Raw genomic sequence first — 22,798 nt, 5'->3', positions numbered from 1 at the left:
TTACTGGGAAAGACTTTTAGGACTATTTTGTTAAATAAACTATCAGTATAGACCTCATTTCCACACAGAAACCAGAAGAGCCATTTCGTGAAGGACTAATCAAAAAAGACATCTATAGTAAAAATGCCAAAACAAATGATAGAGTTAAGCTTATTCTGGAAACCATAGAACGCCGCATGACCAAAGAGATGGTTAATACTAAGGACCTGACAATAGAGCATATAATGCCCCAGAACTTAACAGCGGAGTGGCAAGATATGCTTGGTGATAATCACGAACAAATACATAAAACTTGGCTACATACTTTAGGTAATCTGACTTTGACGGCCGACAATTCAGGCTTATCTAATAAACCATTTTCGGACAAAGTTATTTTGTTTAAAGACAGTAATGTTTCTTTGAACAAATACTTTTCTGACAAAAATGTCTGGAATAAGGAAGAAATTGAAAAGCGAGCTAATTATCTAGCTGATCTGGCTATTGAAATTTGGTCAAGATAAAATAACTAAAGATGTGCGAAACGTTTAGGCATCAAATAAGGCTGAAATGCCTGAAATAATTGCCTAGTCAGGTCTTCAGTGATCAAACGGCAGCCAATGGAAACCTAGAATCATCCGTAGTTAACTTGACCTTGAGTCAACTACAATGATATATAGACAGCCAATGAATGTCAGGCTGTATCCTTAACAAGGGAACAGTCAAACGAGGAGCCGTATGAGGTAAAAGTCTCATGTACGGTTCTGGATGGGAGGGGATGGAGGCGACTCTATTCTCGACCCCTAATAAAATAGCAGCGGAGCGATCGAAATTGAGGCAGCGGTTACAATTAAAACTATCAATTGGGCGCGGGGCTGCCCTTCTCATCGGTTTGCTGGGATTAACAGCCTGTCAACCTCCCGATCCGCCGAAAATTTCGCCGACAGAATCGCCTAAAATTGAAGAAACTGGCCGCTTAATTCTCAATAATGCCACCTTAGAACAGGCTAACCCTTCGGGACAACCCCTCTGGAAAATTCAGGTCAAAAAAGCTACCTACACCCAAGACCAAAAAATCGCCCGTCTGGAAAATATCAAGGGTAATATCTATCAAGATGGGAAAGTAGTTTTACAGGTTAGTGCTGACCGCGGTGAAGTTTACAAGGAAGGCCAGGAAATTCTCCTCAAAGATAATATTGTGGCTGTAGATCCCCGCAATAAAGCCATTATTAACGCGCCGGAATTGCGTTGGCTACCCAAGGCTGGTATTTTAATCTCCCCCAAAGGGATCAAAGGTAGTCATCTACAACTAGAAGCTAAGGCGCGCCAAGGACGGTACGACACGCGCCAAGAAAAACTAGAATTACAAGGTCAAGTGGTGGCTACCGCCAAGGAATCTCGTGTTGTCCTGCAAACCGAGCGCCTGTACTGGGAAATTCCTCAACAAGTCATTAGTACCGATCAAAAAGTCGCTTTTGATCGCTATATTAATAAAACTATTATCGATCGCCTTACTGCTATCGGCGGTCGTTGGGAAAGAAAAAATAATCAGGTTATCCTGCAAGAAAACCTCGAATATCGCTCTTTAGAACCACCTTTACAGATTTCTGGTTCTCAGGCAATTTGGAACTATCAAAATCGTACCTTAACTTCCGATCGGCCCACGGAAATTTTTCAATATCAAGATCAAATCACTATTACTGGTAATCGTGTGGTGGTGGAATTAGGCAATCGTATCGCTTATCTCAAGGATGGGGTTAAGGGAATTAATCAGAAAACTGGGGCGCAATTGTATAGTCAGATCTTAACTTGGAAAATGTCGGAAAAAATTGTCGAGGCCGAGGGGAATATTATCTATGAACAACAGGAACCAAAATTTAATCTCACTGGCGATAAAGCGATCGGCACTTTAGAAGATAATAACATTGTTGTTACCAGTAGTTCCCCCGATCGAGTTGTCACCGAGATTTATCCCCGTTAACAGGAAAAATTAGCCAAAAAAAACTCTCCCCAAAAAAGGGAGAGGGGGGGGGTAAATATTTAGGGTTTGCTGAAAAAGTTTTTCGTGGGGACAGGGTGTGGGGTGTGGGGTGTGGGGTTCACCCCAATGGTCGGCACTTTTTGAGGGAAAAAAAGTTTAAAAACCTTATCCAACAAGGTTTTTAGATTTATTCAGCAAACCCTATTTAAAAGCTTACCATTTGAGCAGGTTAAACTGTTCCATATCGATGGTGTCGCGGTTACGATAGATAGTCAGGATAATCGCTAAACCCACGGCTGCCTCGGCTGCCGCTACGGTAATCACGAAAATAGTAAAAATTTGGCCTCGGATATTAGCGGGGTCAAGATAGTTGGAAAAACCCATTAAGTTAATGTTAACGGAATTGAGCATCAATTCGATCGACATTAAAACCCGGACGGCATTGCGACTGGTGACTAAACCATAAATTCCGATACAAAATAAAGCCGCCGCTAATAACAAATAATACTCTAACTGAATCTGCATGATACCTCTTTCTTTTGTCCTATTTAGGGGCGGTTAATTCTCTAGGTCGTTCGGGTAATGTTAAGGCTGTGGCCGTAGGTTCTTCAGCTTTCAGGGTGGGGATAAGGTCACGACGAGCTAAAATAATTGCTCCGACCATGGCCATTAATAATAGCACGGAAGCTAATTCAAAGGGTAGTAAGAAATCACTAAAGAAATGCTTACCGATTTCTACTAAAGTATTAGTCACTACGGCCGGAGAAGTGCTAGAAATTGACCAAGGTGTGATTAAAACCATGGTCGATAACAGCACAAATAAACCCACACAAACTAAAGCAGTAGATGCCTGACGAATCCAACGTTTAGGAATATCAGAAAAGTCCTCTTGCTTGTTAACAAGCATAATGGCAAAGAGAATTAAAACGTTAATTGCGCCCACATAAATTAGAATTTGTGCCGCCGCTACAAAGTCAGCATTTAGTAAGAGATATAAACCGGAAATGCTGATAAAAACACCGCCCAATAAAAAGGCGGAATAAACGATATTAGATAATAGTACCACGCCTAAAGCTGTCCCGATTACCAGGGCTGCTAAAATGCCAAAAGATACTATTTGAACGCCCTCGGCTAAATTCACAGTAGTTTCATCTCCTTTTATGTTTGAGAGTTATTAATTATTGGTTATCAGCTTCTGAAGGCTGACGGCTGACGGCTGATAGCTAACTGCTAATTAATCGGTAATTTCTTCCGGACGTTTACCGGCGCGTTGACTACCGGCGGGTAAATCGTGGGGTTCGATGACACCTTTAGGCAGATAACCTAATTCCCTCAGAGGTGTCACCATCGGGTCTTGGGTGACTTTGTAGGGTAAACGGCCTAGGGCGACGTTATCATAGTTTAATTCATGACGATCATAGGTCGCTAGTTCGTATTCTTCGGTCATGGACAAACAATTAGTCGGACAGTATTCCACACAATTACCGCAGAAAATGCAGACCCCAAAATCGATACTGTAGTGTTTGAGTTCTTTCTTTTTAATTTCCTTGTTAAAAGTCCAATCCACTACCGGTAAATTAATCGGACAAACTCGCACACAAACTTCACAAGCGATACATTTATCGAACTCAAAGTGAATTCTACCCCGATAACGTTCCGAGGGAATTAACTTTTCGTAGGGATATTGGACGGTAATCGGACGACGACGCATATGATCAAAGGTAACGGATAAACCTTCGCCGATGTATTTCGCCGCTTGAATGCTACCTTTGGCGTAATCGCTGACTTGTTTGAGAATGTTAAACATGATGGTCAGAGGGGTAGTAGGTTAACAGGGCAAAAACGGGAATTAACCGCCAAAAGCAAAGGGAAAAGCTAGTTTTAGGGCGGCGGTAAGTAGTAAGTTAACTAAAGATACTGGTAGGAGGAATTTCCAGCCTAAATCGAGTAATTGGTCAATGCGAACCCGGGGTACGGTCCAACGCAAGAGAATAGCGATGAAGATGAGAAAATAGGCTTTTAATACTGTCATCGTAATCCCTAGGGAAGCGGTGATAATTTGTAGCCAGGGATTGGTTTCACTCACTCCCAACCAGCCGGCCAAAGCATTGACGGGGATAGGAAATTCCCAACCGCCAAGATAGAGGACGGCGAAAACTAGGGCCGACAGCACGAGGTTAACGTAGGAACCCACATAAAAGAGAGCGAATTTCATCCCCGCGTATTCGGTTTGATAACCGGCGACTAATTCCTCCTCCGCTTCCGGTAAATCGAAAGGCAGACGTTCACACTCAGCTAAAGCGGCAATCCAGAAAATCAGAAACCCCACCGGTTGGCGCCAGATATTCCAGCCTAAAATGCCATAACCGGATTGTTGTTCGACAATATCAATGGTACTGAGACTATTAGACATCATCGCGATCGCTAATACCGATAAAGCCAAGGGAATTTCATAACTAATCGATTGCGCCGCCGCCCGCAGGCCTCCCAGCAAGGAATACTTATTATTCGAGGCATAACCCGCCATTAATAAGCCAATGGGGGCAATACTGGACAAGGAAATCCATAAAAAGATACCTACGTTTAGGTCAGTAATCAGCAGATTTTGACCGAAGGGGACGATGAGATAGGAGACAAACACCGGCATCACCACCAAAATCGGCCCGAAGAGGAATAACCAAGGGTCAGCCTTAGCGGGGACGACATCTTCTTTAAAGACTAATTTCAGACCGTCGGCGACCGGTTGTAAAACGCCCAAGGGGCCTGCGTATTCCGGCCCGATACGCTGTTGGACGGCGGCGGAAATTTTTCTTTCTAACCAGACGCAGACTAAAACCCCCACCGTGGCGGCTATAATCATCAGGAACATGGGTAAAGGCATCCAAATCGCTTTAGCCAGTCCTCCACTTAATCCCAGGTCTGTTAGGGATTTAATGAAACTTTCTTGTAAATCTATGCCTTGATTCATATTTGGCGATCGCTGTACTGTCGATAGTTCGGCATGGTCTGAAGATTTTTAAGCAAATCTTATAGCCTAGTATACAGTTAGTCGGTCTGAGGGTTATCAGTAAAGTGACAAAGGCTTCAACTCATTAGCAGCCAAGAGAGTCAAGCAATCTTGATTCCCCCGCCGAGAATAGGTATTAGTCAATAGTTAGACTCTGAATCTATCAATGTTCCCAGCTGTTTCTTAGCGCCGACAACCTCAGCTAGTGACCAATTATTCACAGGAAAAAAATCTAGATAACTTACCGTTTAGGCAGTTAAAGCAGCTCTCCAGTCCCTTGTGCGATAAGTTTTACCGACTGTTAAAACCCAGTTATCGAGCGTTTCTGGCCACTCCCCGCTATTTAGGGTAGGCTGAAAAAATCTAAAAACCTTGTTGGGTAAGACTTTTAGACTTTTTGTCAATCAAAAAGTACCAGGCATGGGAGTGATCAGGGGGAAAATTCCGGGACTTTTTCCCTGAAAATTAGGTAATTGGCCACCTCAAAACTGGTAAAACCCCACACCCCACACCCCACACCCCACACCCTGCCACCAGGAAAAACTTTTTGCCGCAAACCCTATTTATTATGATAAGCCGCCTGTAGATCCCGAATCGAAAACAAAGCTTGAAACTTTATTCCCTGAGATTGGTAAAATTCCGCCCCTCCTTGCTCTCTATCCACCAAAGCAATGATTAAATCTACTTGATAACCGGCATCGCGTAATCTTTCTACCGCTACCATGGCACTTTTGCCCGTTGTCACCACGTCTTCGAGGACAACCACCGCGGCACCCGGGTTTAAAATCGGCCCCTCGATATAAGCCATGGTTCCGTGACCTTTTGCCTCTTTGCGGACAATTAAAGCTGGAATCGGGCGATTTTCGTAGGCAGATACCACAATAACGGCGCTGACAATCGGATCCGCCCCTAGGGTTAATCCTGCCACCGCTTGGGTATCTGGAGGCAGTAGCGACAGCAATAAACGCCCCACGGCTAAAGCTCCCTCCGCAGTGAGGGTAACTTGTTTGCCGTTGATATAGTAGCTGCTTTTTTTTCCTGAAGACAGGGTGAAATCCCCCTCTCCATAGGCAAGACGGACAAGAGCATCGAGGAGAAATTGACGCAGGGAAGCAGTGTCGAGATTCGCTACCGAGGAATTAGCCATATTTTCAGGATTGGGAGCCTGACTGACTCCAAAATTTCGGTTACAATTGAGCCAAAAGTCATTATATATTGACTCGATCGCTAGTATTGATTTCTTTCTCATCCCATTGACGCGATTTTTTAATTAACCCTATCCCTGTGAGGAGATTTTTAGCCATGCGCGCTCAATTTTTACTTCCTTCCCTGTTTTGTTTAACCGGTTTAGTCTGGTTGAGTTCGCCTATTGCGATCGCCCAACGTTCCCCCGCCACCACTCCGGCACCGGTAAAAACCCAACAATTGCAACTTGTCCCCTCTCCCGATACGGCGGTGGGATTTAATAATATCCCCGGTTTGTTTAACCGCGCTGTTAATAACAATACGGGTCGTTTCTACGACTACACCAGCATTTTAGGACAGTTCAACTCTCGGGAGGGTTGGCGTACTTTTATGCAAGGTTCCTATTTCGATAATATGATTACCCGGGATGCGAAATTGGTCGAAACTTTATACTATGATGTCATGCAACAGCAACAGTCTGGCCCCTTAATTCGCACCCAAGATTTACCCAATCCCTTCGATACTTCCCTACAGGAAAATCCCAGTTATTTAAGTCCTGGCGGCTTTTAATTCGCCAATTCAACTCGGAATTGGCGAACAATGTAATGGGTCGAGAATCTTCTTTGAAGGTTCCCGAACTGCGGCGAGATGCCTTTTTAAGTTCGATCGAAGCTCCTTGAGAAGCTAAACTCTCACCCATTTGGCAATATCAAGGGTTTTGTCATAACGATAGCTCATGCCATCATTGGCAACAATTATTTGACCTCGACTGGCTTTATTTTTGATGGTACTTAAGCTATAGTTGGTCAGTTTTTGCATTTCTTGATGGGTAAAATTGTCTTGATTGTTAATTTCAGAGACAATTTCTATCGTTTCATCAACGGTTTTGGCATTGTTAGAATGAGTTGCAATCGCTGCTGATGGATGATAGTCTTCCATCCTCATTAAGCGCCAAGTAGAATCCTCGGAAAGTTCCAAAACCTTTTGATGGTAGTTAAACAAACTTTCTCGATGTCCGACACTAATAAAGGTCTTTCCAGTTTGTTGTAACTGTTTATATAAATGATCTTCATTTTTTAAATCTAAAGCACTGGTGGCTTCATCTAAAATCACAAAATCTGGCTGATTAACGAATAGTCGCGCAAAGGCTAGACGCTGTTGTTCTCCTAAGGATAAAATATTTTCCCAATCCACTTCCTCATCAAAATTTTTGATGCGATTAAGAACATCTTGTAGGTTAACTTCTTGTAAGATTTCTTTTAATTGGGATTCACTCATCTCCGTTGTCGTTTGAGGATAAATTAGCTGTTCGCGCAAGTTTCCTAAAATGATGTAAGGACGTTGGGGTAAAAATAATAAATCTTCTAGGGGAGGTCGCATCAAATTACCTGTCCCTGTATTCCATAACCCAGAAATAGCGCGTAAAAGAGAACTTTTTCCTCGACCACTTGGCCCAACAATTAATAAACCTTCCCCTGGTTCAACGGATAGGGATAAATGTTCGACAATCACTTTAGCGGCATCGGGAGTTTGTAAGGTGACATCCTCAAAAGTTAGATTGTTATCTTCAATGACTTTAATGGTATTAACTGGGTTGGTTTGTTCGCTTACACCCTCTAAAGCTTGGTAAAACTCTTCTAAACGTTCAATATAATTAATAAACTCACCGGAGCGTCCAAATTCATCCACTAACACGGATAAGGCTGTGGAAAAGAAATAGCAACAATAGCTGACTTGGTTAACTTGTCCAAACTCAATTTCACCACTAATATATAATGGGGAAACAATTAAGAAGGGGAAGATTTGAACAATGGATTGATAGCCGCGGTTAAAAAATTCCTGGGTTCTTTCCCAATTAATTCTTTCAATCATGATTTTAATCACCTGATTGAACTTTCTTTGAATAATATTTAACTCTTTTTCTTCCCCTCTAAAAAATGCAATTGATTCAGCGTGAGTCCGAACATGAGTAATGGCGTATTTATAGGTTCCTTCGATTTCTAATTGTTGTTTATTGACTTTATTTAGTTGTTGAGTAATATAGGTGGCAAGAATATTTCCAATAATCGTATAAACCAGAAGCACAATAGAAATGGTTTTAGAAATTGACCAAAGGATGACAATAAAAACCAGCATCTCCATAACTTTTTCAACACAGGTTGTTAAAAAGTCCATCGTTGTTCTGGCAATGGGTTGAATTTCTTGGGATAAACGTTGATCTGGATTTTCAATATCCCCTTTAAAATTAATTTGATAATAAGCACGATTTTTAAAATATTTTTGCAAGATACTACTATTGATCCATTGATACCAATCCAGCGCAATTAGTTTTTTAAGAAACCTAGACAATCCTGTGAAAAACGTCATACTGCCTAGAGTAATCCCATAAATAATGACAAAATGAGTTAATTTTTCTGCATCCCTAGCTTCTGTGACGCTAATTAAGTCTCTAAAAACAAAACTATTAAACGCATTAAGACCTACTACTCCCACTAATAATAAAAACAATAAAACGAGCATTCCCCAGGAACGAATAATCTGCGAAAAAGCTCTATCCTGGTGTTCTTTCGGATACCAATAAACTTGAATAAATCTTAAAAATTCTTGAAGAGATTGATTGAAAGTTCGGGTATCTTCTTTGAGATTTATAGTATCTGAGGCTTTTTCTGCAACATTCATGGAATTCTTCTCGCACTAAAATGGGGGACATTAGAACTTTTAATGTCTATCTATTGAGTTAGACACTAATTCAGCATACCATAAAAATCTGCATTATTATCACAAATTCTATTACTACTATTTTCTAGATTTTTTACATATCAGGAATCAATATTAACCTATTGTTTAGGCATTGGAGCAGATTCATAATCGTTTGATAATTTTGGCAGGATTACCAGCAACAACAGTAAAAGGTTCTACATCTTGTGTCACCACCGAACCTGCTCCAATAATTGCTCCTTTCCCAATCGTAACCCTTTTAAGAATCACAACATTAAATCCAATCCAAACATGATCTTCTATCACCACTGGTGCAGATTGTATATCAACATCCTTAGCATCCTTAATCAGATTATTCAAAATGAGTACTTCCATAAATTCTTTCTGTCTTAAAACATAATTTAATGAATGAGCATCGGTATCATAAATACTGACATCATCGGAAATTATAACTTCGTTTCCAATTTTGATAGAATTTGCTGATCTAATTCGAGTTCCTTCACCCATATAACAATCTTTACCGATTTCTATTTTTCCGCCATAAGCAAATATAGCTAATTCTCCGAGAATTACTCTATTTTCTCCAATTTTAATTAAACTTTTATCATTCTGATGATTTACACAATTTCCGTAAAATTTTACGGAACTATCGAACGTTGCACTTTCAGCCAGTTTTTGGAGTTTTTCGATTTTTTGTTGTTCTTCTAAGAATTTGGAAATTAATAAATATAATTTATGGTTTAAGTTAAACATAATATTTTCCTCGTGGAATTGATGATCTGACTTTTTTGAATCTAGGGATGAGATAAGCTGCGCAATTCAGCTTATGGGGTCTGATTAAATCGATCATTTATTTTGTTAAAAACCCACTTTTAGTAAAATATTCAAAATAAGTTTTTAACAATTTTTGATCAATCGGGGGAAAATTAAACGCTGTACCCTTTAACCCCATCATCGTATTTTGATCATCAAACTGGGGGGGATAACCTGCGGATAAATTTTCATCTGAAAAATTATCTAACACCGGAGATAAAGCATTATCTGTATTAATTTTACATTGTTCTGTTAAATGTGATCGCCATTTTTCAAAAGAAACCAACTGCAACGGATAACCCATTTCCCGAACACAATCAAATAAGTCACGATTTAAGGTTGGGTGAGAATTCAACAAATGAAATGCTTTCCCTAAAGAGCTTTCTTGACTGGCTAAATGTATAATTGCACCACTCACATAATCCACAGGAGTGAGGTCTTCTGTACTATCGCCAAAATCAGGAATCATTCCTAATTGAATACAGCCTTTAATCATACGACAAAACAAATCTTCTCTATTACAAATTCCAGTTTTACTATGTCCAATAATTCGAGATGCTCTGAAAATTGTCATCGGAAGTCCCCGTTTTCCAGCTTCCATGATTAATTTTTCAGCGACCCATTTACTTTGAGTATAACCGGCATTGAGTCCATGATTTATACCCAGGGGATCAGATTCTTGAATTAAGTTTCCTTGAGCATAACTGGGGGAAAAAACAGAAATCGTCGAGACAAAATGGACAGGTTTGGTTTTAATTAAGCAGGCTAATCTCAAGATTTCTGCTGTTCCTAAAACATTAGTGGGTTTCAGTATTGAATAGGGATAAATTGCATTAACCCAAGCTCCATTATGATAAATCACATCAATTTGATTGGCTAATTCCAGAAAATCAGGTTCACACATTCCTAAACGTTTTTGGGATAAATCACCAATAACAGGAATAATACGAGAGCTTTTCTGTTCATCCCATAATTGAAAGGTTTTTAATTTCTGGTAAATTTTCGCTTGAGCTTGTTCTAAACTTTTGTCTCGAATTAAACAATGAATATTAGCTTCTGTTTTGTCCAACAATTCAGCTAATAAATGAATTCCGAGAAAACCCGTAGCTCCTGTTAGCAAAATATCAGCAGGTTTCTGAGGAAAGAAAGTCAGAATATTCGGCGGTTGAATGGTGGGATCTAGGGCAATTTCGACTTGCCAATCTGGGATTTGATCACTCTCAATTGTATCAGATAAATTCAAGTCTAAATTAGAGGATAATCCTGCTACCGTCGGTTCTGAAAAAAGATAGTTTAAAGGAATATTAATAGCTAATTGTTCTCGCAGTCGAGAAATCACTTGGGCAGCTTTTAAAGAATGACCACCTAAGTCAAAGAAATTATCGAAAATACTAATTTGCTTTAACCCTAAAACATCTTGCCAAATCTCAGCAACAATTTTTTCCGTAGCTGTTCGGGGTGTAATCATCGTTTTTTGATACTGACTTTCGGTGGGTGCGGGTAAAGCGTTACGATCAATTTTCCCACTGCTCATTAAGGGCAATTCTTGAAGCTGTACAAAGAAAGCTGGAATCATATAATCTGGTAATTTCTGTTTAAGAAAACTCCGCAATTTTGCAGGATCAATGGATGGATATTTTGGCACAATATAAGCCACTAATTGTTTATTATTTGTTTGATCTTCTCGAACAATTACCGCCGTCGCTCGGACATCTGGGTATTCAGTTAATACGGCTTCAATTTCGCCAATTTCAATACGAAACCCTCGAATTTTAACTTGATTATCAATGCGTCCTAAAAACTCTATATTTCCATCGGGTAAATAACGAGCTAAATCTCCAGTTTTATAGAAACGTTGATATTCTGATGAATTAAAAGCATGAGTAATAAATTTTTCACGGGTTAAATCATCGCGATTGAGATAACCTTTGGCCAAACCTAAACCTCCAATTAACAGTTCTCCTGGTATTCCAATGGGGACTTGTTGCAAATAGCGATCACAAATATAAACCTGTGTATTTGTAATCGGTTTACCAATGGCAACAGAATGAATTTGAGCAATTTTATGAATGAAATTGGGATTAAAAACTGTGCTGGTTATCGTCGCTTCTGTCGGACCGTAAGCATTCAACCAAGTGATATCTTCTCGTTGACTATTTGATAGTATTTTTTGCCATAATATTAATCGCTCTGGTAATACTTCTTCACTTCCTGTAATCACTAAGCGTAGGGTTTCAGGTAAGGTTATTAAAGTTTGAGATAAATCTAATACCCATTCATGCCAATAAGTAGCCGGAAGATTAATGACTGTTAAACACTTTTGCTGAATAAATTGAGTAAAATCAGCTAAAGAAGGGAACATTAATGCAGGACGCATAACTAAAGTTGCACCCGTTAAAAAAGTTGGATAAATTTCTTCAGCAGCTACATCAAAGGTAAAAGAAGCAAATTGTAAAATTCGATCACGATTTGTTAAATCATAGAATTTAATGATTCCTAAACTATGATTAACTAAACTTTGATGTTCAATCATAACCCCTTTAGGAGTGCCTGTTGAACCAGAGGTATAAATAATATAAGCTAAATTATTTGGCTGAATAGGGTTAACTAAATTGTTTTGGCTTTGACTAACAATTAAGTTTTCTTCAGTATCCAGACAAACCACTTCTGCTTGATGATCACGGAATAAATTAACCAAGGTATTTTGAGTAATTAATACCGAGACTTGAGCATCATTTAAGATATAGTTTAAACGCTCTTGGGGATAATTGGGAGCTAGAACAAGATAAGCAGCACCAGTTTTAAGAATTGCCAAAAAACTGATAATAATAGATACAGATTGTTCTAAACAAATTCCCACTAACGATTCAACTTTAACCCCCTTAGATTGGAGATAATGAGCTAATTGATTGGCACGATGATTTAAGTCTTGATAGGTGATTTTTTCCCTGCCCCATTCTATTGCGATCCCATTTGGATTTTTTAAAACTTGATGTTCAAATAATTCATGAATACAAACCTTTGGATTTTCAGCAATATTAGTCTGATTCCATTGAGCTAATAACTTTTGTTCTGATAAAGGTAAAATAGGTAATAATTCAATCGATTGTTCAGGATTAATGGCAATTCCTTCTAATAAAGTTTTAAAGTGGGTAATCATGCGCTCAATTGTGTCTTGATTAAACAACGCGCAATTATAATCAAACGAGCCAACTAAACCCTCAGTCGTTTCTTGCATGGCTAAGGTTAAATCAAATTGAGCAATTAAAGCATTCATCGTGACGGGAGTTAATTTTAAATCCGCCATCGAAAAATGATTAATGTGCAGCATATCTTCCCAAGAAAACATCACTTGGAATAAAGGACTATAACTTATGTTTCGTTGAGGATTTACCGCTTCTACCACCTTTTCTAAGGGTAAATCTTGGTATTCATAAGCTTCTAAAACTACTTGTTTAACTTGATTTAATAAAGCTTTAAATGAGATATTTTCTTTAAACTGAGTGCGAATAGGTAAGGTATTAATAAAGCAACCAATTAAGGGTTCAATTTCAGGAAACTGTCGATTTCCACTGGGAATTCCAATCACAATATCTTCTTGACTGCTATAACGATATAATAAAATATTAAAAGCCGTTAACAGCGTCATATTTAAGGTAGCGGTTGACGTTTGGCTAATATTTTTCAGGTGTTGGCTTAATTCTGGACTTAGTTTAAATGTACAATTATTGCCTTTAAACGTTTGTATGGGAGGACGAGGATGATCAGTGGGAATTTCCAATAAGGGTGGAATTCCCGTTAATTTTTGTTGCCAATAATTAACTTCCTGGGTGAGTTTATCTCCTTGTAACTGTTGTCTTTGCCAAACGGCAAAATCACCATATTGAATAGGCAAATCGGGTAAAGGATTAGATTGTTTTTGTAAAAAAGCTTGATATAAACTAGAAAGTTCTTCGAGTAAAACTTTCATTGACCAGCCATCAAAAATAGAATGGTGTAAACTCAAAAACAAAAGATAAGAATCAGCTTTTAATTTAACCAAAAAAGTCCGCATTAAGGGAGCTTGGGTTAAGTCAAAGGGAGTATAAATTTCTTGTTCGGTTAATCGCTCTAATTCTTGGGTTTGTTCCGCATAAGATAAAGACTGTAAATCCAGCAAGGTAAAATTTAAATGAATTTTAGGGTTAATAATTTGTCTGGGAATTTCGTCAACTTCTTGAAAACAGGTCTGCAACACTTCATGACGTTGCTTAATAGTTTCCAAAGCTTTTCTAAAGATTTCAATATCTAAATTGCCTTCAATTTGAAAGCGAAACGGCATATTATAGGTATAGCCTTGAGCTTCTAATTGGTACAAAAACCAAAGTCGTTCTTGAGAAAAAGAAAGCGGTACAAATTGAGACGGATTTCTAGTCGGTATTGTATTCGTTTTTACACCGATTCCTTTTTTTTGTAGTAACAGCTTGAGTAATTTTTGTTGGTCTTGAGAATTATGGTTCATTTTTGACATGAGTTAATAGGATTTATTTAATTTAGTGATTTTAGGTTGGTTTCATGGATACAAATCAACCTAAAAATTGTTTAATTATTGATGCTAAATAGCGGTATAACCTCCATCTACCATTAAAATTGTTCCAGTTACATAAGAGGAAGCTTCAGACGCTAAAAACACGACAGGGCCAATTAACTCTTCTAAATCTCCGGTTCGTTTCATGGGAATTCTAGTATATAATTCGTCCATTTCATCCGAAGTTGAACGTAAACCTTCTGTTCCTTCCATCATATTATTCATATAGCCCGGTGCAAAAGCATTGACTCGAATTTTGTGACTAGCTAATTCGACCGCTAGGGATTTTACTAATTGATTGACACCACCTTTTGCGGCGCTATATGCTCCTGAAGATTTGGGAACAGCAACGAAAGCACAGATAGAAGAATTCATAATAATTGAACCTGCTGTTCCTTGTTTGATCATTTGTTTGGTTGCGAGTTGAGCGCAATTAAAATAACCTTTTAAGTCAACATTAATAACCTGATCCCATTCAAATTCTTCTAATTCATCAGTGTTTTTGAGAATTTCAACTCCTGCATTACAGACCATAATATCGAGTTGACCATAATGAGCAACCGCCTGGTTAATTAAATTCTGACAAGCTTGACGTTGACGAACATCGGTCTCAATTGCGATGGCTTCGCCTCCTGCTTCTTGAATCAGTTGAACCGTTTGTTCAGCACCAACTTGATTAATATCACCAATTACCACCTTAGCTCCAGCTTGTGCTAATCCTTGGGCTAATACCCGACCAATTCCTCGGGCAGCACCCGTGATAATTGCAACTTTACCTGTTAAATCAAAGAGATGATTTGTCATTTTTTTCCTTCAGTTTAAATCAATGTCCATTATATAAAGTTTAATTCATTTAGGTTCAGCTTTGAGATAATAAAGCTTGAACTTCTTCTGGTGAAAGTTTGGAAATTTCTTGAACTGTTACGGCAATTTCATTCAGTAAACCTTCATGCCCCACTAATTCAATCATGACTTGAGTTAATTGGCTGATAGTTGAGTGATTAAAAAGTTGACGCACAGAAATTTCAATTTCTAAGGTTTGACGGATTTTACTAATCAGTTGAATCGCTTTTAAAGAATGCCCACCTAACAGAAAGAAATCGTCTTCAATCCCAACTCGTTCTACTTCTAAAATTTCTGCCCAAATTACCGCTAAAACTTCTTCAATTGCAGTTCGAGGAGCGACATAATTTTGAGTTAACGATAAGGGGTTTTTATCGGGTATTGGTAAGACTTTTCGATCAACTTTACCGTTAGGACTGAGTTGAAAAGATTCCATCACCACAAAAGCAGAGGGAATCATATAATCGGGTAGCCAGTTTTCAAGGAAATGACGTAATTCAACTTGGTTTACGGTTTCACCTGGACGGGGAATAAAATAAGCGGCTAAATATTTTTCTCTGGCGGTTTCTCCCTGAACTGTAGCAATGGCTTGGGCAATTTGAGGATGTTGATTTAAAATAGTTTCTACTTCCCCTAATTCAATTCTATAACCTCTAACTTTGACCACATCATCAATTCTTCCTAAATATTCAATGTCTCCATTGGGTAAATAACGAGCTAAATCTCCAGTTTTATACAGCAATGAATTATCGCTAAAGGGATTAGCAATAAATTTTTCTTTGGTTAATTGGGGATTGTTGAAATAACCCCGCGCTAAACCGCCACCCGCAACATATAACTCGCCAGTGACTCCGATGGGTACAGGTTGAAGATGAGAATTTAAAATATAAACTTGCACATTAATCGCGGGTTTACCAATGGGAATATACTTCGGCCAAAGCTCAGGATTAGGGTCAAAGGTATAACTGGTAACGATATCCGCTTCTGTGGGTCCATAAAAATTGTAAAGCGTACAATGTTCGAGTTTCTTGAATGCAGAAATCATCGCTGGGGTAATTTGTAATTGCTCTCCAGCTGAAATAATTTCACGCAAGTTAGCAAATAAGTAGGTTTCCTCACTATAGGTTTCAATTAATTGTTGTAACAAAGTAACGGGCAAAATCGCTTTATGAATGGGGTTATTTGCCAATAATTGACTTATTTTAGCAAGGTCTAAGCGGGCATCTTCTGGAACAATAAATAAGCTTCCCCCTAAACACCAGGCTGCAAACATTTCGTGATAGCTAACATCGAAATTGAAGGGAGCAAATTGTAAGAAATTTCTCTCCGGTGACATTTTCGCCTGATGATGCTCAATAATATTGGTTAAGGATTGATGCAGGATCATAATCCCTTTGGGCACACCTGTAGAACCAGAACTATAAATAATATAAACTAAATCGTTTAAACCCACTGGGATATTAATATTAGTCTTGGGTTCTAAGGCAATTTCTGACCCTTGTTCATCCAATAAAATCCGTTGAGAAATCGTTTCACTGTTTAACAGGGATTGACACTCTTTTTGAGTTAATAAGAATTTAAGTTGGGTGTCTTGCAGGATGTAAGAAAGTCTTTCTTGAGGATAGGTTGGGTCTAGGGGAACACAAACACCGCCTACTTTTAACACTGCTAAAACGGCAATTACCATATTAACAGACCGTTCTAAACAAATCCCGACTAAAGATTGAAAACTCACCCCAATTTTTTGTAAATAATGAGCCAATTGATTAGCAGATTCATTCAGTTCTTGATAGGTTAATTCTTGCTCTTGAAAAACAACGGCGATGGCTGAAGGGGTTTTGAGGGTTTGTTGTTCAAATAATTCATGAACGCAGTGTTTAAGAGGCTTTTGGGGTGCAGTTTGATTCCATTCAATTAATAATAATTGACGTTCAGCTTCCGTTAATAAAGGTAAGTCTTGAATCCGACGATGGGGATTAATAGCGATTCCTTCTAATAAGGTTTTAAAATGACCTAATATCCTTTCAATGGTGTCATTTTCAAATCGTTCTTGAGGATAAATAATTTTAATACTTAAGGCTTCTCCAGGGGTGACAATAACCGTTAAGGGATAATCAGCATTGCCATAATCTTGCATTTCACCGACTTGTAAACCGCCTAAATTCTGACTATCATTGTCGCTAAAGGGTAAATTTTCAAAGACAACAAAACTTTCAAAAACTGAATGAGGGGACGGAATTTCACTCCATTTTTGAATATCAATTAGAGAACTATAACTATATTGCTCTCGTTCTAAATGCTCTTGTTGTAGTTGTTGAAACCAAGTTAATAATTCAAGTTGAGGCTCAATTTGGAGGCGAACGGGTAAGGTATTTAAAAACATCCCTACCATCGATTCAATCCCAGTAAAATTGGGCGATCGTCCCGAAACGGTTGCCCCAAATACAATATCAGATTCACTACTATAATGATGTAATAATAAAGCCCAAGCTCCTTGAATTAGGGTAGAAAGAGTAAGGCGATATTCTTGGGCGAGTAATTTCAGACGACTGGTAATTTCTGGAGAAAGTTTTGATTTTTGATGAAGATAATTTTTACTTTGAGTAACAAGAGGATTTAACGGTTTATCAACGACTAATGGAGTTGGAGAGGTAAAACCTTGAAGATTTTGTCGCCAAAATCGTTCGGCTTCAGTTTGATCTTGCTGTTGTACCCAATTAATATAGTCTTGGTAAGGGCGGGGTGTCGGTAAATTGACGGGTCGATAGTTGATGAGTCCAGCGTAAAACTCGAAAACTTCTTTCAACAGAATTGCTGTTGCCCAACCATCTAATAAAATATGATGTCCAGTATGGATAAATTCATATTTTTGATCTTCGACTTGAATTAAATGACATCGAAGTAAGGGGACTTTATCTAATTCAAAATATTGCTCTTTATCAGAGGTTAATAATTCCTGAAATTTAGTTTCTTGTTCGGCGGGAGAATGTGATCGCCAATCCTGATTAAACCAAGGCAAGGTGACATTTTTTCTAACCACTTGTAAAGGCTGTTTGGTTTTTTTCCAAGCAAAACAAGTCCGTAAAATACTATGTCTATCTACTACTTTTTGCCAAGCTTGTTGGAACGCATTAATATCTAAATTGCCTTGCAAGGTGATTTGAATTTGTGATAAATACGTCTTTGATTCTGGATTATATAAAGAATGAAACAGCATCCCCTGCTGCATGGGAGAAAGGGGATAAATGGATTCAATATCTTTTTTACTAACCCTAGATTGTTGAGGTGTTACCATTATTTTTCCCAATAGATTAAATAAAAATGTGCGTGAGTTTATTGAATCAAATTTTATTCAATAAATACGATAAACTTAGAACGAATTACCTTTAACGTTGACTAGACCACTTGAGTTTAAATTTGTTAATTTCTTCATCGGTGTAAAAATGACTCACTAATGGTTGATCATAAATTTCTTCTAAATATTCATCACTAAAGGTGAGACTATTTTTAAAATTTTCATAGATACGATGATACTCCAAATCTACGTCAATCAATTTCAATTTTTGGTAATCTAATTTCTCAATTCCAAAGAAAGCTTGTGTCATTTCTTGTAAACAAGAGTCAAGTTTTTCTAATTTGAATAATAATAACTCAATTTTTTTGTCAGGAAATTCAACAATTGTATAACCTTTTTCTTTGGGAAAATCAATCTCACTGATATCAATTCCAAAAACAGATTTTAACTCTAATTCAAACCAATCAAACTGTTTGCTAAAAACAAATTTTTGTGACCAAAAACAATTTACCATATCGTCAATTGTAATTAATCCTTCCTTAAATTTTCGGAAAAATTGGGGAAAAGCAGACTCACAATCGATAATTTGGAAAAACCAAGAAATATTACGAGCGATGGGATCTCTTACTCCCGCAATAATTCTGATCTTATCCTTATCCTTAATTGTTTCGAGATGATCACTTAAATATTTGGTGGTCAAAGAATGTTCTATCGTACTCAAATAATAAGGTTGAGTAAGATGAATTTTATCCCAAATTTTGGCAACAATTTCTGGGTTTAAATTATGAACATGATACACCGCTTTTTCTGGAAAGGTTCTTTTAATAGCCAGATAAAGATTAGCAGAACCAACTTTACCCATTTGATAAACCAGGATCACCGAAGGTTGTTCAAGCTCTTGTTTAAATTTGTGTTTCAGCCTCCAAATATTAACATTATTGATAAGATAGGAAAAAATGGGAAAGTTACGAGTATCTTTAGTCGGATAATAGGGAACAAATTTGTCTAACATTTGAGATTTAGATTCGCTATTCATAACACTTGTGGTTGTTGATTTTGGCTTGACAGATCAATTTAAAATGCTGACGAGGATAAACCCCCATCTATCGGAATCGTAATTCCCGTTATATAACTCGCACATTCAGAAGCTAAAAATACAACGAGATTAGCAAATTCTTCAGTCGTACCAATCCGATTCATGGGAATTGTTTTTAGAATTCCTTCTCGGATTAAATCTGGGGTTGTTCCTTGCTTTTTGGCATAAATTTCTAAATATTCTCGATGTCTAGGGGTGTCAATAACGCCGGGGTTAACACTATTAATTAAAACATTATAGGGGGCGGTTTGTCTAGCTACTGATTTGGTAAAATTCATTAAAGCTGCATTGACAACACCCGATTTAACTAAACGAGGAGATGGTTCTTTTCCCGATGTCCCAATGATATTAACAATTCTTCCCCAATGTTGTTTTTTCATAATCGGTAACACTAAATTGGTTAATCGAATATAACCCATTAATTTTCCTTGAAAAACGTTTAACCAATCTTCATCGGAAAGGTTTTCAATTAAATTCTCAGCAAAGTTAGCTCCTTCAGAATTATTTACTAAAATGTCAATTTTGCCATATTGATTTAAAGAGTTCTGTATTAATTGTTCAGAATCTTGAGCTTGATGGACATCAGCCACTAAACTCAGAATTTCTTGGACAGGATAAGCTTGAGCCAGAGATTGATAAGCTTGTTCTAAGCGTTGGGAATTGCGACCACAAATAATTAAGTGACAGCCTTCTTCTGCTAATTTTTCAGCAATAGTAAACCCAATTCCCGCACTACTTCCCGTAATCAAAGCCACTTTATCTTTTAATCCTAAATCCATAAACTTTGTCCTAGCATTTTGAGGTTAAACTTAAAATCATAAAACGAACTAAATTAAAATTTTAATCAAATTAATATCTTGGTTCGATGAATTATATCCCTTTTTTAAAACTTTTGAAGGAGCATAATAAATTTGACCATATTCTAAACACTGTTCTTCATTTTCTATGAAAATTTCTAATTTTCCATTCAAAATAAATCCGATTTCTTCTTGCTCACCTTGATGTGGGGGAATGGAATAACCAGAAGGTATTTTCATCATCACGATTTCAAACCAAGAACCCTTAACCGATTGACAAGGTAAATGAGTGATTTTATCTTGGTTGTTTGATAGGGTTAATACAACGTCTTCTGAAGGAAAAGAATAGGTAATCCGTTTAAGATCAAATCCAATCATCGCTTCGGACAAGGGATTAACAAAACCATGAGAAACATTAGCATCGGCGACATGAATATCTTGTAAAGCTCTCAAAGGTTTAATCACATCTTTAATATACAGTTCCAGTTCTCCTGAGAGTACCATGCCAATTTGACTTTCAGGATGTTGGTGGGATTCAAGTTTAGCCTTCGGAGCGACAACGGATAATTGAAAAATGGTATCTTGGCATTGAAAAACCTCTAATTCTACATGAGGATTGAGTTTAAGAGGATCGGGAATTGGGAAAAATTCAGACATGATTTTAGGGTACAGGTTCAAAATGAAATTGAGAGGTTAAATCTCAATTATTTTTATGTGATGAAGGCAACTATTTTGAGCGGATAGGGAGCTTTTTTAGGTATGCACAGGTAAATATAGCGGTTCTCGCATCTGTGCGGCACACTTAAACCTTTGCTGATTAAGCTGTTCAGGATCGGGAATGTACCTCTTGTGAATCAGAAACGCTATAAATACTTTGAATCATGGTGTTTTCCTTTTTGTGAAATAAAGACCAACTCATCTCAATTTTACCATATTGTGAAATAAATTCTAAATCATATTCTCGGAGGGCATTTTCATTGGTAATGGCTAAATCTGCCAACCCTTGTTTAACTTGAATAGCGGCCACACTGGTAGAATTGACAAATTTGATTTTAATCTTATTTTGATTCAGGTCGCCAGGTAATAAATAGGGAAGTAAAGGAAGAGGAGCGGGATGAGTAACCAGGGTACAATTTTCTAAAACGATTTCTTCATTTTTTCGCTTGGCTAATCCGTAAACGGGTGTGGGATAGGTGAAGATAAAACCTAGTTTAAACCTCTGTTCCATATAGAAATCATTAATTTTTTCATAGGCATGGGGGACTAACGCCAAATCTATCTGATTTTGGAGTAAAGATTCCTTTAAATCTGTAAAGCTATCAAATAAATGACTATTAACCGAAATCTGTTGTAATTTCCATTGAGAAATTAGATAATTTAAGGTTTGTTCGCTGCTGGTTTCTTTAGGACCCAAAGTGCCAACGCTTAAAGTTTTGATATCAAGCTGAGGATAACACAATTCCATTGAAAACTTTAACATGGTTTTAAGGCTCCTGAAGTTTTAAGGGTGGATAAATTAGGATTTCCGGTACAAAATAAAACAATTTCAAGTTCAGCAATTAAAAATTTTACCAACTCATCAACGGCGGCTTCTGATTCAATCGCTGCTACGAGAAACGGACGAGCCAACCCTCCTAAATCGGCTCCTAGAGCGATAGATTTGGCAAGATCTAAGCCATTTTTTAAGCCCCCAGAAGCAATTAAAGGAATGGTTGAATTCATCGACCGAATGGCGGTAATACATTCAGCCGTAGGTAAACCCCAATCGGCAAAAACTTGTCCGAGATGCCTTTGTCTGTTGTCTTTGGCTCTTTGGCTTTCGACTTTGGCCCAGGACGTGCCTCCGGCTCCCGCCACATCAATCGCGGCGACTCCGGCTTCAATTAATTGTTTGGCCATCACCGCAGAGATGCCATTTCCGACTTCTTTGGCGATGACAGGAACGGGTAATTGAGCGCAAATTTGCTGAATTTTAGCGAGTAACCCTTTAAAATTAGAATCGCCTCCCGATTGCACCCATTCTTGTAAAGGATTGAGATGCAGAATTAAGGCATCAGCTTCTAATAATTCCACCAATTTTAAACAGTCTTCTAAACCGCAGCCGTAATTTAACTGTACAGCCCCTAAATTCGCTAACAGGAGAATATCCGGCGCCAGAGAACGGACTGCAAAGGTCGGCGCTAATTCCGGTTGTTCGAGTGCAATGCGTTGAGAACCCACCCCCATCGCTAAACCATAGCGTTGAGCGACCGTTGCCAATCGAGTATTGACTAAATGGGCTAATTCTGTTCCTCCGGTCATGGAAGAGATGAGAATTGGAGCTTTTAAAGATTTCCCTAAAAAGGTTGTCCCCAGTTCAATATCGCTACGGTCAAGTTCAGGAAGACAACAATGGGTAAAACGATATTTTTCTAAACCGCTTGTAAGTTGTTGAAATTCTACATCTTTTTCGATACAAACTCGCAGATGTTCACTTTTACGATTTTCAATTTCACTGGGAAGATTAGGTGATGGCATAGT

The 22,798-nt window shown here is 38.0% G+C and carries 18 protein-coding genes; 3 read left to right on the top strand and 15 right to left on the bottom strand.

Going from position 1 to position 22,798, the window contains the following annotated elements; all coding sequences use genetic code 11:
• Window positions 1–41 precede the first annotated feature (41 nt).
• Complete coding sequence (locus tag O9295_RS02300) at window positions 42–500, top strand: HNH endonuclease family protein (protein WP_353851838.1); 459 nt, start codon at window positions 42–44, stop codon at window positions 498–500.
• A gap of 308 nt (window positions 501–808) precedes the next feature.
• Window positions 809–1,957, top strand: coding sequence for an LPS export ABC transporter periplasmic protein LptC (gene lptC, locus O9295_RS02295; protein ID WP_147068701.1), 1,149 nt, complete (start codon window positions 809–811; stop codon window positions 1,955–1,957).
• 213 nt (window positions 1,958–2,170) lie between these two features.
• Here lptC and nuoK read toward each other — a convergent pair whose 3' ends face one another.
• The 5 genes from nuoK to pyrE form a co-directional block, all read right to left on the bottom strand.
• The gene (nuoK, locus tag O9295_RS02290; protein WP_197533180.1) at window positions 2,171–2,476 is read right to left on the bottom strand and encodes an NADH-quinone oxidoreductase subunit NuoK; all 306 of its coding nucleotides are present in this window, start codon (window positions 2,474–2,476) and stop codon (window positions 2,171–2,173) included.
• Window positions 2,477–2,501: 25 nt separating this feature from the next.
• Window positions 2,502–3,098: an NADH-quinone oxidoreductase subunit J gene (locus O9295_RS02285; protein ID WP_002734810.1), complete on the bottom strand. Its 597-nt coding sequence runs from the start codon at window positions 3,096–3,098 to the stop codon at window positions 2,502–2,504.
• Window positions 3,099–3,191: 93 nt separating this feature from the next.
• Window positions 3,192–3,764: an NAD(P)H-quinone oxidoreductase subunit I gene (gene ndhI / locus O9295_RS02280; RefSeq protein WP_002733194.1), complete on the bottom strand. Its 573-nt coding sequence runs from the start codon at window positions 3,762–3,764 to the stop codon at window positions 3,192–3,194.
• Between the two features lie 42 nt (window positions 3,765–3,806).
• On the bottom strand, window positions 3,807–4,925 hold the full coding sequence (nuoH, locus tag O9295_RS02275; protein ID WP_002734266.1) for an NADH-quinone oxidoreductase subunit NuoH: 1,119 nt from the start codon (window positions 4,923–4,925) through the stop codon (window positions 3,807–3,809).
• Window positions 4,926–5,523: 598 nt separating this feature from the next.
• Complete coding sequence (gene pyrE, locus O9295_RS02270; RefSeq protein WP_288031362.1) at window positions 5,524–6,213, bottom strand: orotate phosphoribosyltransferase; 690 nt, start codon at window positions 6,211–6,213, stop codon at window positions 5,524–5,526.
• A gap of 53 nt (window positions 6,214–6,266) precedes the next feature.
• Here pyrE and O9295_RS02265 point away from each other — a divergent pair, with 53 nt between their 5' ends.
• Window positions 6,267–6,719, top strand: coding sequence for a hypothetical protein (locus tag O9295_RS02265; protein ID WP_002796351.1), 453 nt, complete (start codon window positions 6,267–6,269; stop codon window positions 6,717–6,719).
• Between the two features lie 114 nt (window positions 6,720–6,833).
• Here O9295_RS02265 and O9295_RS02260 read toward each other — a convergent pair whose 3' ends face one another.
• From O9295_RS02260 to fni, 10 genes are all read right to left on the bottom strand, one after another.
• A complete protein-coding gene (locus O9295_RS02260; RefSeq protein ID WP_288031360.1) occupies window positions 6,834–8,828 on the bottom strand; it encodes an ABC transporter ATP-binding protein/permease in 1,995 nt (664 codons plus the stop codon).
• Window positions 8,829–9,011: 183 nt separating this feature from the next.
• On the bottom strand, window positions 9,012–9,620 hold the full coding sequence (locus O9295_RS02255) for an acyltransferase (protein WP_288031357.1): 609 nt from the start codon (window positions 9,618–9,620) through the stop codon (window positions 9,012–9,014).
• 97 nt (window positions 9,621–9,717) lie between these two features.
• Window positions 9,718–14,190 carry a non-ribosomal peptide synthetase family protein gene (locus tag O9295_RS02250; protein WP_353851837.1) on the bottom strand — a complete coding sequence of 1,491 codons (4,473 nt, stop codon included), beginning with the start codon at window positions 14,188–14,190 and terminating at the stop codon, window positions 9,718–9,720.
• Window positions 14,191–14,274: 84 nt separating this feature from the next.
• Window positions 14,275–15,051, bottom strand: a complete 777-nt coding sequence (locus O9295_RS02245) for an SDR family NAD(P)-dependent oxidoreductase (RefSeq protein ID WP_002762089.1) — start codon at window positions 15,049–15,051, stop codon at window positions 14,275–14,277.
• Window positions 15,052–15,106: 55 nt separating this feature from the next.
• Window positions 15,107–18,385, bottom strand: coding sequence for a non-ribosomal peptide synthetase (locus O9295_RS02240; protein WP_288031351.1), 3,279 nt, complete (start codon window positions 18,383–18,385; stop codon window positions 15,107–15,109).
• 91 nt (window positions 18,386–18,476) lie between these two features.
• On the bottom strand, window positions 18,477–19,421 hold the full coding sequence (locus O9295_RS02235) for a putative capsular polysaccharide synthesis family protein (RefSeq protein ID WP_042790285.1): 945 nt from the start codon (window positions 19,419–19,421) through the stop codon (window positions 18,477–18,479).
• A 38-nt stretch (window positions 19,422–19,459) separates the two neighbouring features.
• Window positions 19,460–20,260 (bottom strand): SDR family oxidoreductase, encoded by an 801-nt coding sequence (locus O9295_RS02230; RefSeq protein WP_227365860.1) that lies wholly within the window; start codon window positions 20,258–20,260, stop codon window positions 19,460–19,462.
• A gap of 48 nt (window positions 20,261–20,308) precedes the next feature.
• The gene (locus tag O9295_RS02225) at window positions 20,309–20,935 is read right to left on the bottom strand and encodes a cupin domain-containing protein (protein ID WP_288031341.1); all 627 of its coding nucleotides are present in this window, start codon (window positions 20,933–20,935) and stop codon (window positions 20,309–20,311) included.
• Window positions 20,936–21,104: 169 nt separating this feature from the next.
• The gene (locus tag O9295_RS02220; protein WP_288031339.1) at window positions 21,105–21,758 is read right to left on the bottom strand and encodes a LysR family transcriptional regulator; all 654 of its coding nucleotides are present in this window, start codon (window positions 21,756–21,758) and stop codon (window positions 21,105–21,107) included.
• Entirely contained in the window at window positions 21,752–22,795 is a 1,044-nt protein-coding gene (gene fni / locus O9295_RS02215) for a type 2 isopentenyl-diphosphate Delta-isomerase (RefSeq protein ID WP_002733320.1), read from the bottom strand. Before fni ends, O9295_RS02220 begins: the two co-directional genes overlap by 7 nt.
• Window positions 22,796–22,798 lie beyond the last annotated feature (3 nt).

The sequence above is a fragment of the Microcystis sp. LE18-22.4A genome, from assembly GCF_027531105.1.
In the GTDB taxonomy this organism is placed as follows: Bacteria; Cyanobacteriota; Cyanobacteriia; order Cyanobacteriales; family Microcystaceae; genus Microcystis; species Microcystis aeruginosa.
Note: the sequence above shows the minus strand (reverse complement) of the source record. Positions and strands in the feature narration are given on the sequence as shown.

Coding starts and splice junctions, on each gene's coding strand:
- O9295_RS02225 (WP_288031341.1), bottom strand. CDS start 20,935: ATGTCTGAATTTTTCCCAATTCCCGATCCTCTTAAACTCAATCCTCAT.
- O9295_RS02220 (WP_288031339.1), bottom strand. CDS start 21,758: ATGTTAAAGTTTTCAATGGAATTGTGTTATCCTCAGCTTGATATCAAA.
- O9295_RS02230 (WP_227365860.1), bottom strand. CDS start 20,260: ATGGATTTAGGATTAAAAGATAAAGTGGCTTTGATTACGGGAAGTAGT.
- O9295_RS02235 (WP_042790285.1), bottom strand. CDS start 19,421: ATGAATAGCGAATCTAAATCTCAAATGTTAGACAAATTTGTTCCCTAT.
- O9295_RS02250 (WP_353851837.1), bottom strand. CDS start 14,190: ATGTCAAAAATGAACCATAATTCTCAAGACCAACAAAAATTACTCAAG.
- O9295_RS02240 (WP_288031351.1), bottom strand. CDS start 18,385: ATGGTAACACCTCAACAATCTAGGGTTAGTAAAAAAGATATTGAATCC.
- O9295_RS02260 (WP_288031360.1), bottom strand. CDS start 8,828: ATGAATGTTGCAGAAAAAGCCTCAGATACTATAAATCTCAAAGAAGAT.
- nuoH (WP_002734266.1), bottom strand. CDS start 4,925: ATGAATCAAGGCATAGATTTACAAGAAAGTTTCATTAAATCCCTAACA.
- pyrE (WP_288031362.1), bottom strand. CDS start 6,213: ATGAGAAAGAAATCAATACTAGCGATCGAGTCAATATATAATGACTTT.
- O9295_RS02265 (WP_002796351.1), top strand. CDS start 6,267: ATGCGCGCTCAATTTTTACTTCCTTCCCTGTTTTGTTTAACCGGTTTA.
- ndhI (WP_002733194.1), bottom strand. CDS start 3,764: ATGTTTAACATTCTCAAACAAGTCAGCGATTACGCCAAAGGTAGCATT.
- fni (WP_002733320.1), bottom strand. CDS start 22,795: ATGCCATCACCTAATCTTCCCAGTGAAATTGAAAATCGTAAAAGTGAA.
- O9295_RS02245 (WP_002762089.1), bottom strand. CDS start 15,051: ATGACAAATCATCTCTTTGATTTAACAGGTAAAGTTGCAATTATCACG.
- O9295_RS02255 (WP_288031357.1), bottom strand. CDS start 9,620: ATGTTTAACTTAAACCATAAATTATATTTATTAATTTCCAAATTCTTA.